This is a genomic window from Nitrospirillum goiasense (genome assembly GCF_034427435.1).
Classification (GTDB): Bacteria; Pseudomonadota; Alphaproteobacteria; order Azospirillales; family Azospirillaceae; genus Nitrospirillum.
In genome coordinates this window covers 802492-818462 of the sequence record NZ_JAXQNP010000004.1, presented here as the reverse complement: position 1 = coordinate 818462, position 15971 = coordinate 802492, and the positions used below count along the sequence as shown (strand labels likewise).

At 66.8% G+C, this 15971-nt stretch carries 17 protein-coding genes and 1 pseudogene; 5 read left to right on the top strand and 13 right to left on the bottom strand.

Annotation, left to right across the window (positions count from 1 at the left end; translation table 11 throughout):
* Window positions 1-95 precede the first annotated feature (95 nt).
* From ULB03_RS25375 to ULB03_RS25365, 3 genes are all read right to left on the bottom strand, one after another.
* Window positions 96-671 carry a YceI family protein gene (locus ULB03_RS25375; RefSeq protein WP_322485865.1) on the bottom strand — a complete coding sequence of 192 codons (576 nt, stop codon included), beginning with the start codon at window positions 669-671 and terminating at the stop codon, window positions 96-98.
* A gap of 38 nt (window positions 672-709) precedes the next feature.
* Window positions 710-1282, bottom strand: a complete 573-nt coding sequence (locus ULB03_RS25370; protein WP_322485864.1) for a cytochrome b — start codon at window positions 1280-1282, stop codon at window positions 710-712.
* 64 nt (window positions 1283-1346) lie between these two features.
* Window positions 1347-1958 carry a YceI family protein gene (locus ULB03_RS25365; protein ID WP_322485863.1) on the bottom strand — a complete coding sequence of 204 codons (612 nt, stop codon included), beginning with the start codon at window positions 1956-1958 and terminating at the stop codon, window positions 1347-1349.
* A 310-nt stretch (window positions 1959-2268) separates the two neighbouring features.
* Here ULB03_RS25365 and ULB03_RS25360 point away from each other — a divergent pair, with 310 nt between their 5' ends.
* From ULB03_RS25360 to ULB03_RS25345, 3 genes and pseudogenes are all read left to right on the top strand, one after another.
* The gene (locus ULB03_RS25360) at window positions 2269-2640 is read left to right on the top strand and encodes a BufA1 family periplasmic bufferin-type metallophore (RefSeq protein ID WP_322485862.1); all 372 of its coding nucleotides are present in this window, start codon (window positions 2269-2271) and stop codon (window positions 2638-2640) included.
* A 1-nt stretch (window position 2641) separates the two neighbouring features.
* Window positions 2642-3552 (top strand): annotated as a pseudogene (gene bufB / locus ULB03_RS25355) (MNIO family bufferin maturase).
* Window positions 3545-4294, top strand: a complete 750-nt coding sequence (locus tag ULB03_RS25345) for a DNA-binding domain-containing protein (protein WP_322485859.1) — start codon at window positions 3545-3547, stop codon at window positions 4292-4294. Before bufB ends, ULB03_RS25345 begins: the two are co-directional and overlap by 8 nt.
* On the opposite strand, the gene nhaA is transcribed toward ULB03_RS25345, so the two are convergent.
* From nhaA to ULB03_RS25325, 4 genes are all read right to left on the bottom strand, one after another.
* Entirely contained in the window at window positions 4295-5476 is a 1182-nt protein-coding gene (gene nhaA / locus ULB03_RS25340; RefSeq protein WP_322485858.1) for a Na+/H+ antiporter NhaA, read from the bottom strand.
* Between the two features lie 80 nt (window positions 5477-5556).
* On the bottom strand, window positions 5557-5988 hold the full coding sequence (locus ULB03_RS25335; RefSeq protein ID WP_322485857.1) for a hypothetical protein: 432 nt from the start codon (window positions 5986-5988) through the stop codon (window positions 5557-5559).
* Window positions 5989-6026: 38 nt separating this feature from the next.
* The gene (locus tag ULB03_RS25330) at window positions 6027-6491 is read right to left on the bottom strand and encodes a hypothetical protein (RefSeq protein WP_322485856.1); all 465 of its coding nucleotides are present in this window, start codon (window positions 6489-6491) and stop codon (window positions 6027-6029) included.
* Window positions 6492-6550: 59 nt separating this feature from the next.
* On the bottom strand, window positions 6551-7225 hold the full coding sequence (locus ULB03_RS25325; RefSeq protein ID WP_322485855.1) for a class I SAM-dependent methyltransferase: 675 nt from the start codon (window positions 7223-7225) through the stop codon (window positions 6551-6553).
* Between the two features lie 392 nt (window positions 7226-7617).
* On the opposite strand from ULB03_RS25325, the gene ULB03_RS25320 reads away from it, so the two are divergent.
* Window positions 7618-8748, top strand: a complete 1131-nt coding sequence (locus tag ULB03_RS25320; RefSeq protein ID WP_322485854.1) for an NADH:flavin oxidoreductase — start codon at window positions 7618-7620, stop codon at window positions 8746-8748.
* Between the two features lie 61 nt (window positions 8749-8809).
* Window positions 8810-9157 (top strand): ArsR/SmtB family transcription factor, encoded by a 348-nt coding sequence (locus ULB03_RS25315; protein WP_322485853.1) that lies wholly within the window; start codon window positions 8810-8812, stop codon window positions 9155-9157.
* A 47-nt stretch (window positions 9158-9204) separates the two neighbouring features.
* Here ULB03_RS25315 and ULB03_RS25310 read toward each other — a convergent pair whose 3' ends face one another.
* The 6 genes from ULB03_RS25310 to ULB03_RS25285 all read right to left on the bottom strand — a co-directional run bounded on the left by ULB03_RS25310 (window position 9205) and on the right by ULB03_RS25285 (window position 15929).
* Complete coding sequence (locus ULB03_RS25310) at window positions 9205-9957, bottom strand: hypothetical protein (protein ID WP_322485852.1); 753 nt, start codon at window positions 9955-9957, stop codon at window positions 9205-9207.
* A gap of 81 nt (window positions 9958-10038) precedes the next feature.
* The gene (locus ULB03_RS25305; protein WP_322485851.1) at window positions 10039-10347 is read right to left on the bottom strand and encodes a hypothetical protein; all 309 of its coding nucleotides are present in this window, start codon (window positions 10345-10347) and stop codon (window positions 10039-10041) included.
* A gap of 88 nt (window positions 10348-10435) precedes the next feature.
* Window positions 10436-10906, bottom strand: a complete 471-nt coding sequence (locus ULB03_RS25300) for a hypothetical protein (protein ID WP_322485850.1) — start codon at window positions 10904-10906, stop codon at window positions 10436-10438.
* A 96-nt stretch (window positions 10907-11002) separates the two neighbouring features.
* On the bottom strand, window positions 11003-13801 hold the full coding sequence (locus ULB03_RS25295; RefSeq protein ID WP_322485849.1) for a DUF5695 domain-containing protein: 2799 nt from the start codon (window positions 13799-13801) through the stop codon (window positions 11003-11005).
* Between the two features lie 90 nt (window positions 13802-13891).
* A complete protein-coding gene (locus tag ULB03_RS25290; protein ID WP_322485848.1) occupies window positions 13892-14791 on the bottom strand; it encodes a LysR family transcriptional regulator in 900 nt (299 codons plus the stop codon).
* A 103-nt stretch (window positions 14792-14894) separates the two neighbouring features.
* The gene (locus tag ULB03_RS25285; RefSeq protein ID WP_322485847.1) at window positions 14895-15929 is read right to left on the bottom strand and encodes a hypothetical protein; all 1035 of its coding nucleotides are present in this window, start codon (window positions 15927-15929) and stop codon (window positions 14895-14897) included.
* Window positions 15930-15971 lie beyond the last annotated feature (42 nt).

The following is a 15971-nucleotide window of genomic DNA, read 5'->3' as shown; positions in this document are numbered from 1 at the left end:
CGTCTGCGACCTTGCGTAGCATACAGTGTAAGAAAAAGCCCCGGACGCGGGTGGCGGCCGGGGTTCTCTCATCTTGCCGTTTACTGTGTTACGGCTTACTTGGTGGTCGCGTTCAGGTCCACGGTGACGCTGACGGCCAGGGCCACCATCTTGCCGTCGGACCAGGCGCCCTGGCCCACGCCGTAATCGGTGCGCACCAGGTCCAGCTTGCCCACCGCGTGGGCCTTGCCGCCCGCCACGTCCAGGGTGAAGGGCAGGGTCACGTCCTTCTTGATGCCGCGGATGGTCAGGGTGCCCACCGCGTCATACTGGTTGCCACCCTTGGATTTAAAGCTGGTGGCCTCGAACACCGCCTTGGGGAAGGCCTTGGTGCTGAACCAGTCGGCCTCGGGCAGGGATTGGTCCTTCTGCACGTCGCCGGTCTTGGCGCTGGCCATGTCGATGGTGACGGTGGCGTGGCCCGTCGCCGGGTTGGCGGGGTCGAAGTCGATGGTGGCGTCCCAGCGGGTGAACTGGCCGCTGAACGCGGCGCCGCTCTGGCTGCCGGTGAAGCCCAGCTTGCTGTGGGCGGTGTCCACGGTCCAGCTGGCCGCGGCGGCCGGACCGGCCACCAGCAGGGCGCTCAAGGCGGCGGCCCCGGCGGCGGTGGCGAGGGGGGCGAGGAACTTCATGATGGGAATCCTCAGTCTTGGAAAGGGCGGCCGGGGGACTAGGCCCGGCGGCCGAAGCGGGGAACCATGCGCAGCAGCACGTCATCCTTGACCAGGAAGTGATGGCGCAGCGCCGCCAGGGCGTGGACCACCACCAGGGCCACCAGGATCCAGGCGGCCAGCTCGTGCGCCTCGGACACCACGTCGTTGATCGGACCCTTGTTCTCCAGGCCGGCCAGGATGGGCATGTGCGGGAAGGGGATGAGGCCGTAGAGCACGGTCGGGATGTTGAATTTCGAGGTGGAGACCACGGCCCAGCCGGTCAGCGGCATGCCCAGCAGCAGGGCGTACAGGCCGGCATGGCCCAGATGGGCGGCGGCCTTCTCCCAAACCGGCATGTGGGCCGGCAAGGGCGGGGGACGGTGGGACAGGCGCCAGACAGCCCGGAACAGGGTCAGGGCCAGGACGGTGATGCCCACCGACTTGTGCAACTGGAACAGCTTGAACTGGTCGGGGGAGCCGGGTGGCAGCGACGTCATCGTCCAGCCCATGATCAACAGGCCCAGGATGGCGATGACGGTCAGCCAATGGACCAGGATGGCCACGCTGTTGTAACGCGCCGCGACGGTCATGGTCCGGCTCCCCCTTCAGTCAGTTGAACGTGGCCCAGTATAACCGATTACCGGGCATAACCAATTACTGGGCGCGGTCGAACTCACCGCTGATCAGCAGCTCAACCTCGTCGCTGACGTAGGGCACGTACTTGTCGACGCCGAATTCGGAGCGCTTCACCTGCGCCTTGGCGTCGAAGCCGACGACATAGGCCTTGGTCATCGGGTTGGTGCCGCCGCCGTGGAAGCTGGCGTCCAGGGTCACCGGCTTGGTCACGCCGTGCAGCGTCAGCTCGCCGATGATCTTGCCGGTGGTGGCGCCGGTCACCTCGATCTTGGTGGCCTTGAAGGTGGCGGTCGGGAACTTGGCGGTGTCGAAGAAGTCCGGGCTGTTCAGGTGCTCGTCCAGCTTCGGGTTGGCGGTGGACAGGCCCTTCACGTTGATGGTCACGTCCAGCTTGCTCTTGGCCGGGGCCTTGGGGTCGAAGTCCAGCGTGCCCTCCAGGTCCGGGAAGGCGCCGTAATAGGTGGAGAAGCCGAAGTGGGTGATGGCGAACACCACCTTGGCGTGGCTCTTGTCCAGGGTGAAGTGACCACCCTCGACCTTCGTCAGGTCGGTCGTCGCCTGGGCCAGGGCGGTCGCGGGGGCGGCGGCCAGCAGGGCGGCGGCCAGCATCAGGGCGGGAATGCGCTTCATGGGATGTTCCTTGGTAAAGGCTTGGGAAAGCTGGCCGGACGGCCGGGGAGGGAGGACCGGCCACCACCCGCAAGAAGGGCGATGGCCGGCGTTACGGGCTTAATCTAGGTCGGGCCGCGCCCGCCCACAATCGAGGAAGCCTGGAATTCATTGTTCCAATCGTCGCACCAATCCCGCCGTCCTTGCGGCGATTTCACACGCCATGTGGGGTTTTATGGCGCGGTCAAAGGGCGTAGGGTCTGCCTGCCCGCCCGCCTGGGGCGGCCTCCCTGGGCGCGCGATGGCGCCCGTCTTGCCGAAGGATGGCCTGATGACCGAACGAACCACCGCCTTGAAAGCAGCCCTGGCCCTGGCCGGCGCCCTGACGGCCCTCAGCGCCGGCGCGCAGGCCCATGTCGGCCCCGCGCCGGAGGGTATGGAGAAGTGCTACGGCATCGCCAAGGCGGGCGAGAATTCCTGCGCGTCGGCCGCCGGCACCCATGATTGCGGCGCCCTGTCCAAGGTGGACTATGATGGCCAGGAATTCCTGGACGTGGACAAGGGCACCTGCCGCGCCATGGGCGGCAAGCTGAAGCCCTTCAAGGGCATCGGCAAGGCGCCGCGTCCGGTGGCCCCCAAGGCCGGCGCGGCCCCCAAGGCTGACGCGACCAAGGTCGTGCCGCCCAAGGCTCCGCAGGACTGAGATGCCCGAGGGCGCCGCCTCCCTGGTCACGCTGCCGCGCCGGGCCGGCATAGGCCTGCGTCATCCGCATGTGCCGGCCTTCCTGGATGGGCGGCGGCCAGACATCGCCTGGGTCGAGGTGCACAGCGAAACCTACCTGGTGGCGGGCGGTCCCCGCCTCGCGGCGCTGGAGGCCATCCGGCGCGACCATGCCCTCTCCTGTCATGGCGTCGGCCTGTCGCTGGGCAGCGCCCAGGGGCTGGACGCCACCCACCTGGCCAACCTGCGGCGCCTGTATGACCGTCTGCAACCGGATCAGATCTCCGACCACCTGGCCTGGACCGGCACGGATGGCGCCTATCTCAACGACCTGCTGCCCTTGCCCCTGACGGCGGACACGCTGGATGTCGTGGCGGCCAATGTCACCCATGCCCAGGATGCGCTGGGGCGCCGGCTGCTGGTGGAAAACCCCTCCCTCTACATGCCCCTGACCCTGCCGCCGGGGGCGGAGGCGATGCCCGAACCGCAGTTCCTGGCGGAGCTGGCGGCGCGCACCGGCTGCGGCCTGTTGCTGGACGTGAACAACGTCGCGGTCTGCGCCCATAACCTGGGGTTCGACGCCACGCGCTACCTGGCGGATTTCCCCTGGCGGCCGTGGGTGAAATCCATGTGGCCGGCCACCGGCGCGAGGCCTTCGCCCCCTGGGTGGGACCGGACGCCCGCGCCGACGGCGTGGTGCTGATCGACGACCATGCCAGCCGGGTGTCCGACGGCGTGTGGGACCTGTTGGCCGGGGTGCTGGCCCGCACCGGCCCCCTGCCGGTGCTGGTGGAATGGGATATGGATCTGCCGCCGCTGGAGGTGCTGCTGGGCGAAGCCGCGCGGGCCCAGTCCCTCCTGGATGGACTTCAGGCAGGGGCCGCCCATGCTTGAGGCCTTTCAGGCGCAGATGCGGCGCGCCCTGCTGGCCCCCGCTGGTGGGGCCAGTGGAACAGGCGTGGACCTGGCCGTCGGCCCCGTGGCCGAGGCGCGGCTGAAGATTTACCGCGCCAATGTGCAGCAATCCCTGGCGGAGGCGTTGGCCGCCGCCTTTCCCATCACCCTGCGGCTCATGGGCGTGCCCGCCTTTCGCGCGGCGGCGCTGGATTTCGTACGCGCCCACCCACCCACGCGGCCGCAGCTCTCGGCCTATGGCGGCGATTTCCCGGCGGCGCTGGTGCCCCTGGACGCCGGTGCGGCCGACATGGCCCGTCTGGAATGGGCGGTGATGGAGGCCTATTTCGCCGCCGACGCGGCAGCGCTGACGGCGGCACAACTGGCGGCCTTCCCGCCGGGCGACTATGCCCAGTTGCGCTTCACCGCCCATCCCGCCGCCCGCATCGTCTGGCTGCGGCACGACGTGTTGCCGCTCTGGCGGCAGGCGCAGGCGGATGAGGCCTTGGCGCTGTCGGCGCCCCAGCCCGCGGCGGGTGAGGTCCTGGTGCTGCGTCCGGCCGACGGCATCGTCTGCGTGGCGCTGCCGCCCGGCGCCGCGGCGGCGATCCAGTCCCTGCTGGACGGCGAGACGCTGGAGCAGGCGGCGGCGGCCGGCCTGGCGGTGGAGCCGGCGCTGAACCTGCAGGCCATGCTGCACATGCTGCTGGCCCAGGGGGCCCTGGCCGGGGCGAGCCTGTAATCAGCCCCGGCGCCGCGCCAGGGCCAGCCACAGTCCACCGCCCAGGGCGGAGAGCAGGGAGCCGCCGAAGACGCCCAGCTTCGCCTCCCCCGCCAGGGCTGCGTCAGGGAAGGCCAGGCCGGCGATGAACAGGCTCATGGTGAAGCCGATGCCGCAAAGCGTGGCGATACCGTAGAGGCCGCCCCAGGAAACCTGCGCCGGCAGCTTGGCGATGCCCAGGCGCACGGCGGCGGCGGTGAAGGCGAAGACGCCGAGCTGCTTGCCCAGGAACAGGCCCAGCGCGATGCCCAGCGGCACGGGGTCCAGCAGGCTGGACCACTCTAGGCCATGGAAGCTGACACCGGCGTTGGCGAAGCCGAACAGGGGCAGGACACCGAAATAGACGAGGGGGTGCAACGCCTCTTCCAGCCGGTGCAGCGGTGACCGTCCGGCCTCCTCCTCTTCCTCACTGCCCAGCGGAATGGTCAGCGCCAGCAGCACCCCCGCCATGGTGGCATGGATGCCGGAGCGCAGCACCGCCACCCACAGCACCAGCCCCACCACCAGATAGGGCGCCAGCCGGCGCACCCCCAGGCGGTTCATGCCCACCAGCACGGCCAGCGCCAGGGCGGCCAGGCCCAGGTCCGGCCAGGACAGGCCGCCGCTGTAGAACAGGGCGATGATCACGATGGCGGCCAGATCATCGAAAATGGCCAGGGAGGATAGGAACAGGAAGGCGGGGCGCGGCATCCCCCGGCCAAAGGCCGACAGAGCGGCCAGGGCGAAGGCGATATCCGTGGCCGCCGGCGTTGCCCAGCCGGCCAGCGCGTCGGCATGGCCCCAGTTCAGGGCCACGTAGATCAGCACCGGGAACAGCACGCCACCCAGGGCCGCGATGCCGGGCAGGGCGATTTGCGATGGGCTGGACAGGTCGCCGCCCACCATCTCCCGCTTGATCTCCAGCCCCACCAGCAGGAAGAACAGCGCCATCAGCAGGTCGTTCACCCACTGCTCGACCGACAGGGTGGCGGGCCCCACGCCCAGCGGGGCGTGCAGCGCGTGGAAATAGGTGGGCGCCAGGCTGGAGTTGGCCACCGCCAACCCCGCCACCGACAGGACCAGCAGCAGAATCTCGCCCCAGTTGTCCAGGGCCAGGAAACGTTCCACGCGGTTATGGAGTCGGCGGACCAGTGACTTGATCATTGGCGGGGGGACGGGGTTGAATTGTGTTTGGGCCACCACTGTGTCGCCAAGCGGGGGGGATTGCTACCTGAATCACCTGGTCAGGGTAGGGGGCAGGCTGGAGCGGACGGAGGTGGCTCGCCCATATTTCGCAAGGCGACAGCAGCACCCGAGGTCGAATTTTTGCTTTCACGAGCGCAGTGCTTTTCCTCGAATGCCTGACGTAGCGCGGGAAGGGCCGAGCGTGCCCGAGGTCCAATAAAACTTAGGCTTATGGCGGCCCAGTACCTAACGAGATCATCGCGGGCCGTCAGCAGTTCTGTCAGGGCCTGGATGTCCGCCTCTTGGGCCTGTTCAGGATGGTCGTGGATGCGCGTTGCCAAGCGCTCCATATCCGTTTGTCTGCCGCGCGCGGAACGCTTCTGGGCAATGCTGTGGGCTTCCTGCGCGATGGTGGTCGCTTCCCTTGGCCAAGCGGGGGTCGGGTTGGAGATTGCGGCCATGGCACTGACCAGCGCCAGGGCGTTTCCCATATTGGCGATACTCGTGAGAGGAATTGGCGACCATGTCATCAGGTCCCTCGGAGCGTCAGCGCGGCCAGTAAGCATAGCGTCGCCGCCGTCTGAATATGCAGGACGACGTGCAAAGTGTTGGGGGTGATGCCGTTGCGCTCCGGCAGGAAGGTATGGGTGGTGCCGAACATGCTCTGGTAGCGCGTCGCTCGCGCCGGCTCCGGCGCCACAAGGTAGGGTAGCCACCAGGCGCGCAGTTCGCCCGCGAAAAGCAGGCCATAGCTGACCCACAGCCAGTACCACAGCCACCCAGGAAAATGCGCGGTGTGCAGATGCACCAGGCTATAGGCCAAGCCGATGGTATAGGGCACGCTCTGGATCAGCGTGACCAGAACCAGGCGGCCGGTCGTGTCCGCCGCGCGCACTGTGGCCACACCGTTCAGCCGCCCAAGTGGCACCCAGTCGTGCAGCCACAGGATGACCACCTGAATGGCCTGAAGGGATACGAGAAAGGTCAGCATCATCCGAGACTAACACGCCCCGGTTGATACGCAATGACATCAGTCCTCGATTATCTCAAGTCTCAGTGATGCCGCGCGCTCATCACGGCGAAGCGCCAGGATTTGAAGGCGCAGTCCACGTCGCGCAAACCGGCCTCCGCCATCCACATCAGGTGTTCGCCCAGGGTGGCGCAGTGGTCCTGGCGCAGGCGGTCACGGGCGCGCGACAGCTCCACCGCCGGCACGCCCAGGTCGGCGGCCTCCGTCTGCCACAGCCGGTCGTACTGGCTTTCCACCTCCGCCGTCGGGCCCAGCACCTGCTCGGCGCTGATGAACAGGCCGCCAGGGGCCAGCACCTGGTTGATGCGGCCGTACAGGTCGCGCTTGGCGCCATGGGCCAGGTGGTGGATGGCGAGGGAGGTGATGACCAAGTCCCAGGGGCCGGCCAGGTCGGCCTTGTCCAACTCCGCCAGGGCGAAGCTGACGCGGGCGTCGCCAGCGAAGCGGCGCCGGCTTTGCTCCAGCGCCTGGGGCGTCTCCTCCACCAGGTGCAGGTGGGCGTGGGGCAGGCGGGCGCGTACCAGCGAGGCGAACAGGCCGCCGCCAGCGCCCAGGTCCAACACACGCGGCCGGGTGGGGGCCGTCCAGTCGTCGATCAGGGTCAACGCCGCGCCGTAAAAGGCGTCGAAACAGGGGATCAGGTTCCGCTGCAGCGCATCATTGCGCCCGGTTTCCAATAGGCTTGCACGGGCTGACACGGGTGCCGCCATCCTGCCGTCCTCCTGCTGTTGATGCGCCCTGTAGGCGCGCGTAAACCCAACCTGCGTCTTTTGTTTCCTTGGTCTCGATGAGGCCTGTCATGAAAGCGTAGCGCATTTTACGAATCCTACCATAGGCCATCATTCGTTAATGAAAGGTTCGCCGGGCGTCGGTTTGCGCCGCAGCATTCCGCTTTGGCAAAAAGGGCCGGAAACCAGGGGTTTGATATATCGAGAAAACGCGATATACCGAACTCTCTCCGTTGCCAACCAGACCAGGCAGACCCATGGATACCGTCATCCCGCCCGCCGGCCCCGCTTCGGCCACCGCTTCCGCCCCGACTCCGGCAACCGGGGCGACCTCTTTGGCCACTGGGCCGGGGGGCCAGTCCGTGAACCCGGCCGTGGCCCCCTTGTTCCAGCCCTTCACCTTCGGCCGGCACGTCCTGGCCAACCGCCTGGTGATGGCGCCGATGACCCGGAACAAGTCGCCGGGCGGCGTGCCCACGGATGAGGTCGTGGCCTATTACCGCCGTCGCGTGCGGGGCGGCGTGGGCCTGCTGATCACCGAGGGCACCTACGTCAACCACCCCGCCGCCAACGGCTATCCCCAGGTCCCCGCCTTCCATGGCGAGGCCGCGCTGGCCGGATGGCGCCGGGTGGTGGAGGCCGTGCATGCCGAGGGCGGGCGCATCATCCCGCAGCTCTGGCACGTTGGCGTCGCCCGCCGCGCGGGCGTGGAGCCGGATGCGGCGGTGCCGGGCTATGGCCCCTCCGCCATCGTCGAGAACGGGGTCGAGGTGGTGCGCGGCATGACCCAGGCCGATATCGACGCGGTCATCGCCGCCTTCGCCCAGGCCGCCGCGGATGCGGAGCGCATCGGCTTCGACGGGGCGGAACTGCACGGCGCCCACGGCTATCTCATCGACGACTTCCTGTGGGAGAAGACCAACCAGCGCACCGACGCTTATGGCGGCAGTCTGGAGAACCGCGTGCGCTTCGCCGTCGAGCTGGTGCGTGCCGTGCGCGCCGCCGTCAGCGCGGATTTCCCCATCGTCTTCCGCTTCTCCCAATGGAAGGGCGGCGACTACGGCGCCAAGATCGCCCAGACGCCGGAGGAGCTGGGCCGCATCCTGACGCCCCTGGCCGAGGCCGGCGTGGACATCTTCCATGTCAGCACCCGCCGCTATTGGGAACCCGCCTTCCCAGAGGTGGAGGGCGGCTCGCAGGACACCCTGGCGGCCTGGACCAGGCGCCTGACGGGCAAGCCCGTCATCGCCGTGGGCAGCGTGGGCCTGGCCGACGCCTTCAAGGTCGGCATGTTCGCCAACCGCGACGCCTTCGAGGTGAAGCCCACCGACGTGGACCAGGCGGCCCAGGCCCTGGCGCGGGGGGATTTCGACCTGCTGGGCGTGGGCCGGGTCTTGCTCAGCGATCCCGATTGGGCCATCAAGGTCCGTGAGGGCCGCGTGGACGAGGTGATCCCCTTCGACCGCGGGTCGCTGGACCGGCTGGTGGTTTGATGAATGGACCGGGGAGGGCGCCGCCGCCTTCCCCGGTTTCACGGGTGTGGATGTCGACGCGATGGATGTGGAAGCGATCCTGAAGGCCCTGGCCAACCCGGTCCGGCGCGACATCCTGTTGTGGCTGAAGGACCCCGCCACCCACTTCGCCCCCCAGCCCGAGGGCTATCCCCTGGAAAAGGGCGTGTGCGTCACCCGCATCCTGGAAAAGACGGACCTGTCACAGTCCACCGTCTCCACCTACCTGGCCATGCTGCAACGCGCCGGCCTGCTAACCTCCCACCGCGTGGGGCAGTGGACATTCTATCGGCGCGACGAGGCGCTGATCAACGAGTTCATGAGCACCTTTGGCAAGCAGCTCTGCCAGATGCTGGTGCAGCGGGGCGATTACGAGAGCGGTGGGGGGTGAATGTAAAAGGTTCGTTGTTTGGGCGCGGGGTAAATTTTAATTTTTTATTAGAACTTAGCAGATAAATCAACTTTTTCTGGCCGGATTGTCGTAACTTTTATTTCATAAATCCCCTGTGGTGTCTGAACTTCAGCTTCATATTTAAACGAATCTCGATAAACGTTGTGAAGTATAATGGAAGACATTCCATTTCTTTGTTGTGGAATTATCGCGACGTACAGTAGATTGTTAGCTTTAATGGAAACCCTCATCATTGCGGGGGTGATATATTTTGAATCTACAAAACATTCATATGTAATTGTATAACTGCCATCAGTATTATCCTCTTCTGTCTTCGAAAGTATTTTAAGTTCCGGCTCTGGCGGTTGGTTGCTATTCACATAGTAATTATTAATTGTCCCTTTATTAATTAGTTCGCTATCGGCACTGGAATCTTTCTTGCCCGTTTTTGTTAAAAATTTATCAGATAATATCTTGAATACTGTAAGTTTGCACTCTCGCTGATCTTTTATAGATGTAGGAATGTCTCCTTGAGAGAGGCCTTCATATTCACTTGATTTAATATCAGCCTGTCCTTCTATCCCCAGATTAGCTAATTTCTTGACCAGACCATTAACCTCTGCCTTAATATTACCCTTGGTGTTGATATTGGTTGTAGTGCCATTTAGCGGAATCGTTCCGCATATATCATTGGCTGTTTCTCTGATCAATTTTAAAGCATCTTGATTATTTGATTGTGCGGAGGATGAGGATGTATAAGCGATAGTGTAAATTAGGATTACGTAGGCTAATTTTTTCATATTATATTGCCAATTTTGGGAATCGAAGATTCCTCTATGATAACACCTATTCCATGTTTGTGAAACTCTATAGCTTAAGAGTCACCGGTGCAGCCAGAACCGGTCCAGCAAATACAGCGCCCCTGCCCAGGCCAGCACCATGGCCAGGGCGTGCAGCTTGACGTGGGCCGGGAACTTGCGCGCCGACAGCAGGATCAGCACGGGCACGCCGGCGACCAGCAGCGGCATCAACAGCCACACCATGCCCGGCGCCGCGCCACCCTGCGCGCCGTCATTGGCCGCCACCACCGTCAGGAACAAGGCCGGGAAGATGGCCATGCACCCGCCCACGATCAGCAGGAAGCCCAGCACCCATAGGGCGATTTTGCAGAATTTGTCGAGACGGGTCATGGGGCGGGTCATGGATTGGTCAGTGTGGTGTTTGCTCGTGGCACCCGTCCTCTATGGCATTGAGATCCGCTCAAGGGAAGGGGGGCTCTTAGCGCTTGAGCCGGGACGGACCTTCGCGGCGCAGCAGGCTGCGGCGGTAGCATAGGGCACCGGCGGCCGCCGTCGTGCAGGCCAGGGCGAACAGGACGGCCGGCGCCACGATTTCATCCGGGCGTGTGTTGTTCATTTGCAATAGGGCGGCGCTGGCCAGAAGCGGCGCCAGGATAAACATCAGCCGCATCACGATCACCGCACCGGGCCGAAAGCGGGTGAGGTCGGAAGCCCACCAGGCGCAGGGTATCATCAGGGCCCAATACAACGGGTTGCCGCGGGTTTGGGGCAGCGGGCCGGTGAACAGGACATTCAGCCAGGACAGAAGCGCCGCCGCCATCGCCAGGACGGCGGCGATGGCGGCGGCGTTGGACAGGCGGTCTTTCCGCAGGCGTTGCCAATAATCCAGGGCGGTGTCGCCAGGGCGACCGCCCTTCGGCGCATGCTGCGCAGCGCTGCGGCGACGCATCAACAGCGGGCCTCCTCCCAGTCGGTCACCGAAAACAACAGCAGCGAAAGTAGGCTGGGCCAGAGGTTCGGCAATGCCCCAGTTTGAGTGGTGCCGCTACACCCGCCCCACCGCCACCTCCCGCACCCCCGCCGGCAGCGTCACCGTCACCCAGGCCGTCTCGCCAGCCACCTCGACCGTGCCGCCCCCCGTCACCTGGTAGCGGCCCTGGGGCAGGCCGCGCAGGCGCAGGGTGGGCGGCTGGCGCTGGGCCTCGCCGTCCAGGGTCAGGCGCAGGCGGGCGTCGGTGGGGTGCCAGGCGATGCTGTCGGTGGGGGCGAAGCGGGCGCCCCGCACCTCCAGGTCCAGGCGCTGGCGGGCCAGGCGGGCGTGTTGCAGCCGGGCGTGCAGGCGGCGGCGGACGCCGTCGCGCGGGGTGATGGTCAGCCAGCCGTCGGCCTCGGCCAGCGTGCCGCCGAAGCAGAAGCGGCCGAACACGGGGTCGTCGCTGACCAGGGTGGCGGCCATGCGCAGGGCGCCGCAGAAGCCCAGGTCACTTTCGCTGGAATAATACCAACTGCCCCGGTGGTGGGGCTGGCCCAGCCAGGTGGTGCCGTGGGACCCCGGCTCGAACCCGCCGCCGGAGGCGCCGTCGTTGGCCTGGCCCGGATACCAATAGCCATAATCGCTTTCCGCCGTGCCGCTGTTCACCAGGGCCCAGGCGCTCATGAACGAGGTCCAGGCCAGGCGCAGATGGGGCCGCCCGTCGTCGGCGTCGTTCAGCGCATGGTCCAGCAGGGCCCAGCCGCCCATCTGCGCCATGTAGGTCAGGGTGAAGGCGTCGCCGCCGGCGGCGCGGTAGTCGCTGCCCAGGTAATAATAGGCGGGTTCGATGACGCCGCGGCAGAACAGGTTGGCGGCGATCTGCGCGTCGGCGAAGCGCCGTGCGGCGGCGCGGGTGACGGGGAATCCCGGCTGGCCGGCATGGTCCAGGGCATAGCGGGCCAGCGCCTGGGTGGATTCGAAGCCGGTGGAATCGAAGGGGTATTCCGACCCGAACAGGTCGGGCCTGCCGTTCACGAAGAAGGCGACCTTGCGCACCCAATGGGCGCGCAGCTCCGCCGCCTTTGCGGCCTCCCCGGCCGCGTCCAGGGCGTCGATCAACTCGGGGATCACCACCTCGTTGTAAAAGCCGGTCTCATAGGCGCTCCACTCTGCGATCTTCATGGGGATGGTGAAGAACGCGCGGGTGGTGCCGTAGGCCCGCTCCAGGTAGGTCGCCGCATCCAGCCGGGTGGTGATGGCGGGATAGCGGGAAGCGACGCGGTGGAGGCCCAGGTACATCGCGATGATGTGGGGGTAGTCATAGGGCCGCCAGTAATGCTGGCGCCCCTTGGGCCCCGGGTCGGCGCTCTCCCGATTTTTCTTCCAATCGGGAATGCCGTAGAGGGCGTAGCTGTCGTCCTCTTCCGTCGTGCGCTGCAGCCCGCCCCAGACGAAGTGCTGCACGTAATCGTCGAGCGCCGTCACCTCCGCCTGCACCGGATGCTCGGCGTTCTTGGCTGCGAGATAGGCGGGCTTGGATAACCCCGGGTCGTCGCAGGTCACCTCATAGATGCGCCAGCCGGTGATGCGGTCGTAATTGTCGGGGCCCAGCAGGGTCTGGGTCTCCATGTTCCATTCCGCCAGCAGGCCGTTGTACCACTTGGCCGGGTCGCGGTGCTGGTGGGCGGCGATGAAGGCGGCGCGCTTGTTGACCAGGGTTTCCACCGGCTCGGTGGCGAAGAACTCCAGGTGGGTGGTGCGCCCCTGTCCATGACGGACGATGATCAGGTTCTCCCCCAGCCGCCGGAAGCGCAGCTCATAAATATGGCGGCCGTTGCGCAGGCCCAGGGGGGTGATGGTGGTTTGGTCCGGATACTCCGCGTCGATAGCGTCGATGGTGTCCAGGGTGCGCAGGGCGATGCGGCCGGGCAGGTCGGTGGGCAGGGTCATGCCCTGCGCCACCTCCACATCGATGCCGCCCTGGGTCACCAGCGTGTCGCGCACGTCGGCGTAGCTGTCGGCCCAGGTGAAGTGGACGCCGAAGCGGCGCGCCTCCCCGGGTGCCAGCGTCAGGCTGCTCAGCGGCTGGCGCCAGCGGCCCCCGGCCGCCCGCATGGCCTCCGCCGTGGCGGCGGCGTGAATGAAGACGCGGTAGGGGCGATAGCCGGTGATGGGGCTGTCGGAATCCTGCCGGGCGCCGGCGCGTGGCTCCCAATACTCGAAATGCGTGTTCCGCTCGGGCGTCATGACCAGATAGGGGCCGACGCTGTTGGACCGCATCCAGAACAGGAAGGAGCCATGGCCGGAGACGAAGCTGTGCTTCAGCACCGCGGCCGTGGCCGGCTGCTTGGCCTTGAACTCGGTATGGAAGGGCAGGGGCAGGGCCAGGTCGCCGATCTCCAGCGGCCCGCCCGCGCGGTTGGTGAGCGTGACCTGCCAGGCCAGTTGCCCGGCCTCCAGCCCCAGGCGCAGGGTCAGGCCCAGCGCCGGTCCCGCCTCATCGGCGATGTCGTACGCCACCCGGCGATCCTGGGGGCCGGCCTGGTCGAGATGGGCGGGCGTCAGGTCCGCCGTGTCGACAGTGCGCCATGGGGCGGTGGCGTCACGGCGGTAGGCCAGGGTGACGGCGCCCAGGGTTTGGCCGGGCTGCAGGTAGTCGGTGTCGAAGGCATCCCCGGCGGCGCGCAGGCTGGTGAGGCCGGGCCCCTTGAACGTCAGGGCGAAGGCGTGGGGGACCGCCTTCGTCCCCTGCGCCGGGGTCGCCCGCACCGGCCCGGCCGCCAAGGCCCCCACCGCGGCCCCGCCGGCCGCCATCATGATGTCGCGACGGCGCGGCCCGGAAGCCGCCGCCCGCTTGTTCCTGTCCTTCATCGCCCCATCGCCCTTCCGCCATTCCACGGCCCTCTTGGTGAGGCCGATAATTGGATACAATATACGGAATGTTTTGGGCGGTGGAAGGCTTTATGCCGCGCTGTCCTCCCCCAAGGGCGGGCCCCATTCATACCGGCGGGCCAGCGCCATGAATTCCTTCAGGGCGGGGGAATGACGGCGGCCGGCCACGCTGGTCAGGCTGACGGTGCGCGAGAGTTCCGGCTCGATCAGGGGGCGGGTGGCGATGCCGGGCAGCATGGGTAGGAACTCCGGCATGACGGCGCAGCCCAAGCCCGCCAGGATCATGGCCTGGATCCAATCCTCCCGCTCGCTTTCATAGCAGACGCGGACGTCGGCGGGATCGGGGATGCCCAGGGTGTCGAAATGCTGGGGGTATTCGCAGTTGACCCGGTTCAGGTAGTCCTCCTGGTCCAACTCCTTCAGCGGCACCACGTCCATGGCCTCGAATTGGTGGCCGGGGGCGAAGGCGACGGTATAGCGCTCGCGGTACAGCGGCCGGGCCTCCACCCGATCCGGCAGGTTGGGGATGCCCAGCAGGGCGCAGTCCAGCTCCCCCTCCATCAGCAGGGCCAGGACCTCGCGCCCCGGCGCGTCGCGCAGCACCACCTCCACCGAGGGCAGGGCGGCGCGGAAGCGCTTCAGGAACCCCACCAGGCGGGTGGGGCCGATGGTGCACATGACCCCCAGGCGCACGCGGCCGCGTTCCAGCTTGCCGAAGCTGCGCGCCTCCAGCTTCGCGGACTCGCTGGCGTGGAACACGGCCTCCAGGTGCGGGCGCATCAGGCGGCCCAGGTCGGACAGGTGGGTCAGGGTGCGTTCGCGCACGAACAGCGGCCCGCCCAGCTCCTCCTCCAGCTTCTGGATGGCCTTGGTCAGCGATGGCTGGGCCACGCCACAGGCCTCCGCCGCCTTGGTGAAGTTCAGGGTTTCGCACAGCGCCACGAAGTAGCGCACCTGGTTCATTTCCATGAGGGGGTCCCTGAGAGCGGCATTTCCCTAGAAACGGCGGCGTCCAACCGTGTTGAACCATGCCGGGCGCCGCCTGTCGCGGGGAAACGTCACCGCACGGGGTTCAGGACCGGGGGCGCAGGCCCAGCCGGTCATTGGCGGCGTCGACGACATAGTCATAGGCGGCCAGCAGATGGACGCCGGTGTTGATGAAGCTGCCGCCCTGCGGGCTGGGGCCGCCATTCAGGATGCGGCTGGGCGAGGCCGGCTGGTTCGGGTCGCAATTGACGTTGGGGCCCGGCCCATCCGCCGGGTTGGTGTTGACGAAGCTGTAGTCCAGCGCCGTTTCGCCGTCGCCATCTTGCGCCTGGATGGCGATGGCGGCGTTCAGCCAGTCGATGGGGGCGTCGGGTTTCGGGATGATGCCGATGAACATGTTGGTGATGCCGGCATCCATCAGCAGCTGGGCCCGGGTGTCGATGGGGGCGCCGCCCGCCGGCGTCACCGACAGGTTGACCCAGGGCAGTTGCAGGCCGCTGGGGCTGTCCGCGTCCGGCGTCAGCGGCAGGAAGCGATAGCCCTGCAGGCTGTCGGCGGTCTGCCCCAGGGTGATCAGGCCGTGCCGGCCATCCTCCTGCAGCGCCGCCGTCAGGGCATAGGCCGGCAGCAGAGTGGGGCTGTCGCCCAGCATGTCGCGCAGGTTCAGGAAGGGGTTGTCCAGGGCGGTGGCGGCGTTGCCGGAGGGCGCCAGGGTCGCCTTGGCCTCCAGCCCGATGCCCACCCCCAGCATGTAGACGTCGTCGACGTTGGTGCAGGCCATGACCCGCACGGGGCCCAGGACCACCGTATGCTCGGGCGTGCTGTCGCCCACCTGCAGGCCGGTCACCGTCACCACGGGACCCGTGCGGGTGTTGCCGCTGGGCTCATAGGTGAAGGTCAGCGTCTCATCCGTGGGAACGGCCCAGGGCAGGAAATTGCCCTGGCCGTCCTGCAAGGCGGCGATGGGCACGACAATGCCGACGGAACCGGTGTCGATGTTCACGCCATGATGGGTCTGGTTGGGGAAGAACAGGGTGGTGGAGAACAGGCCGGGCAGGGTGCCCGCCATGTCGATGCTGGGTTGGAAGGTGATGGTGCGCGTGCCGTACTGGATGCTCATGGTGTCGCTCCTCAGGCTGAAGATGGCCTGAGAATGCCCGCG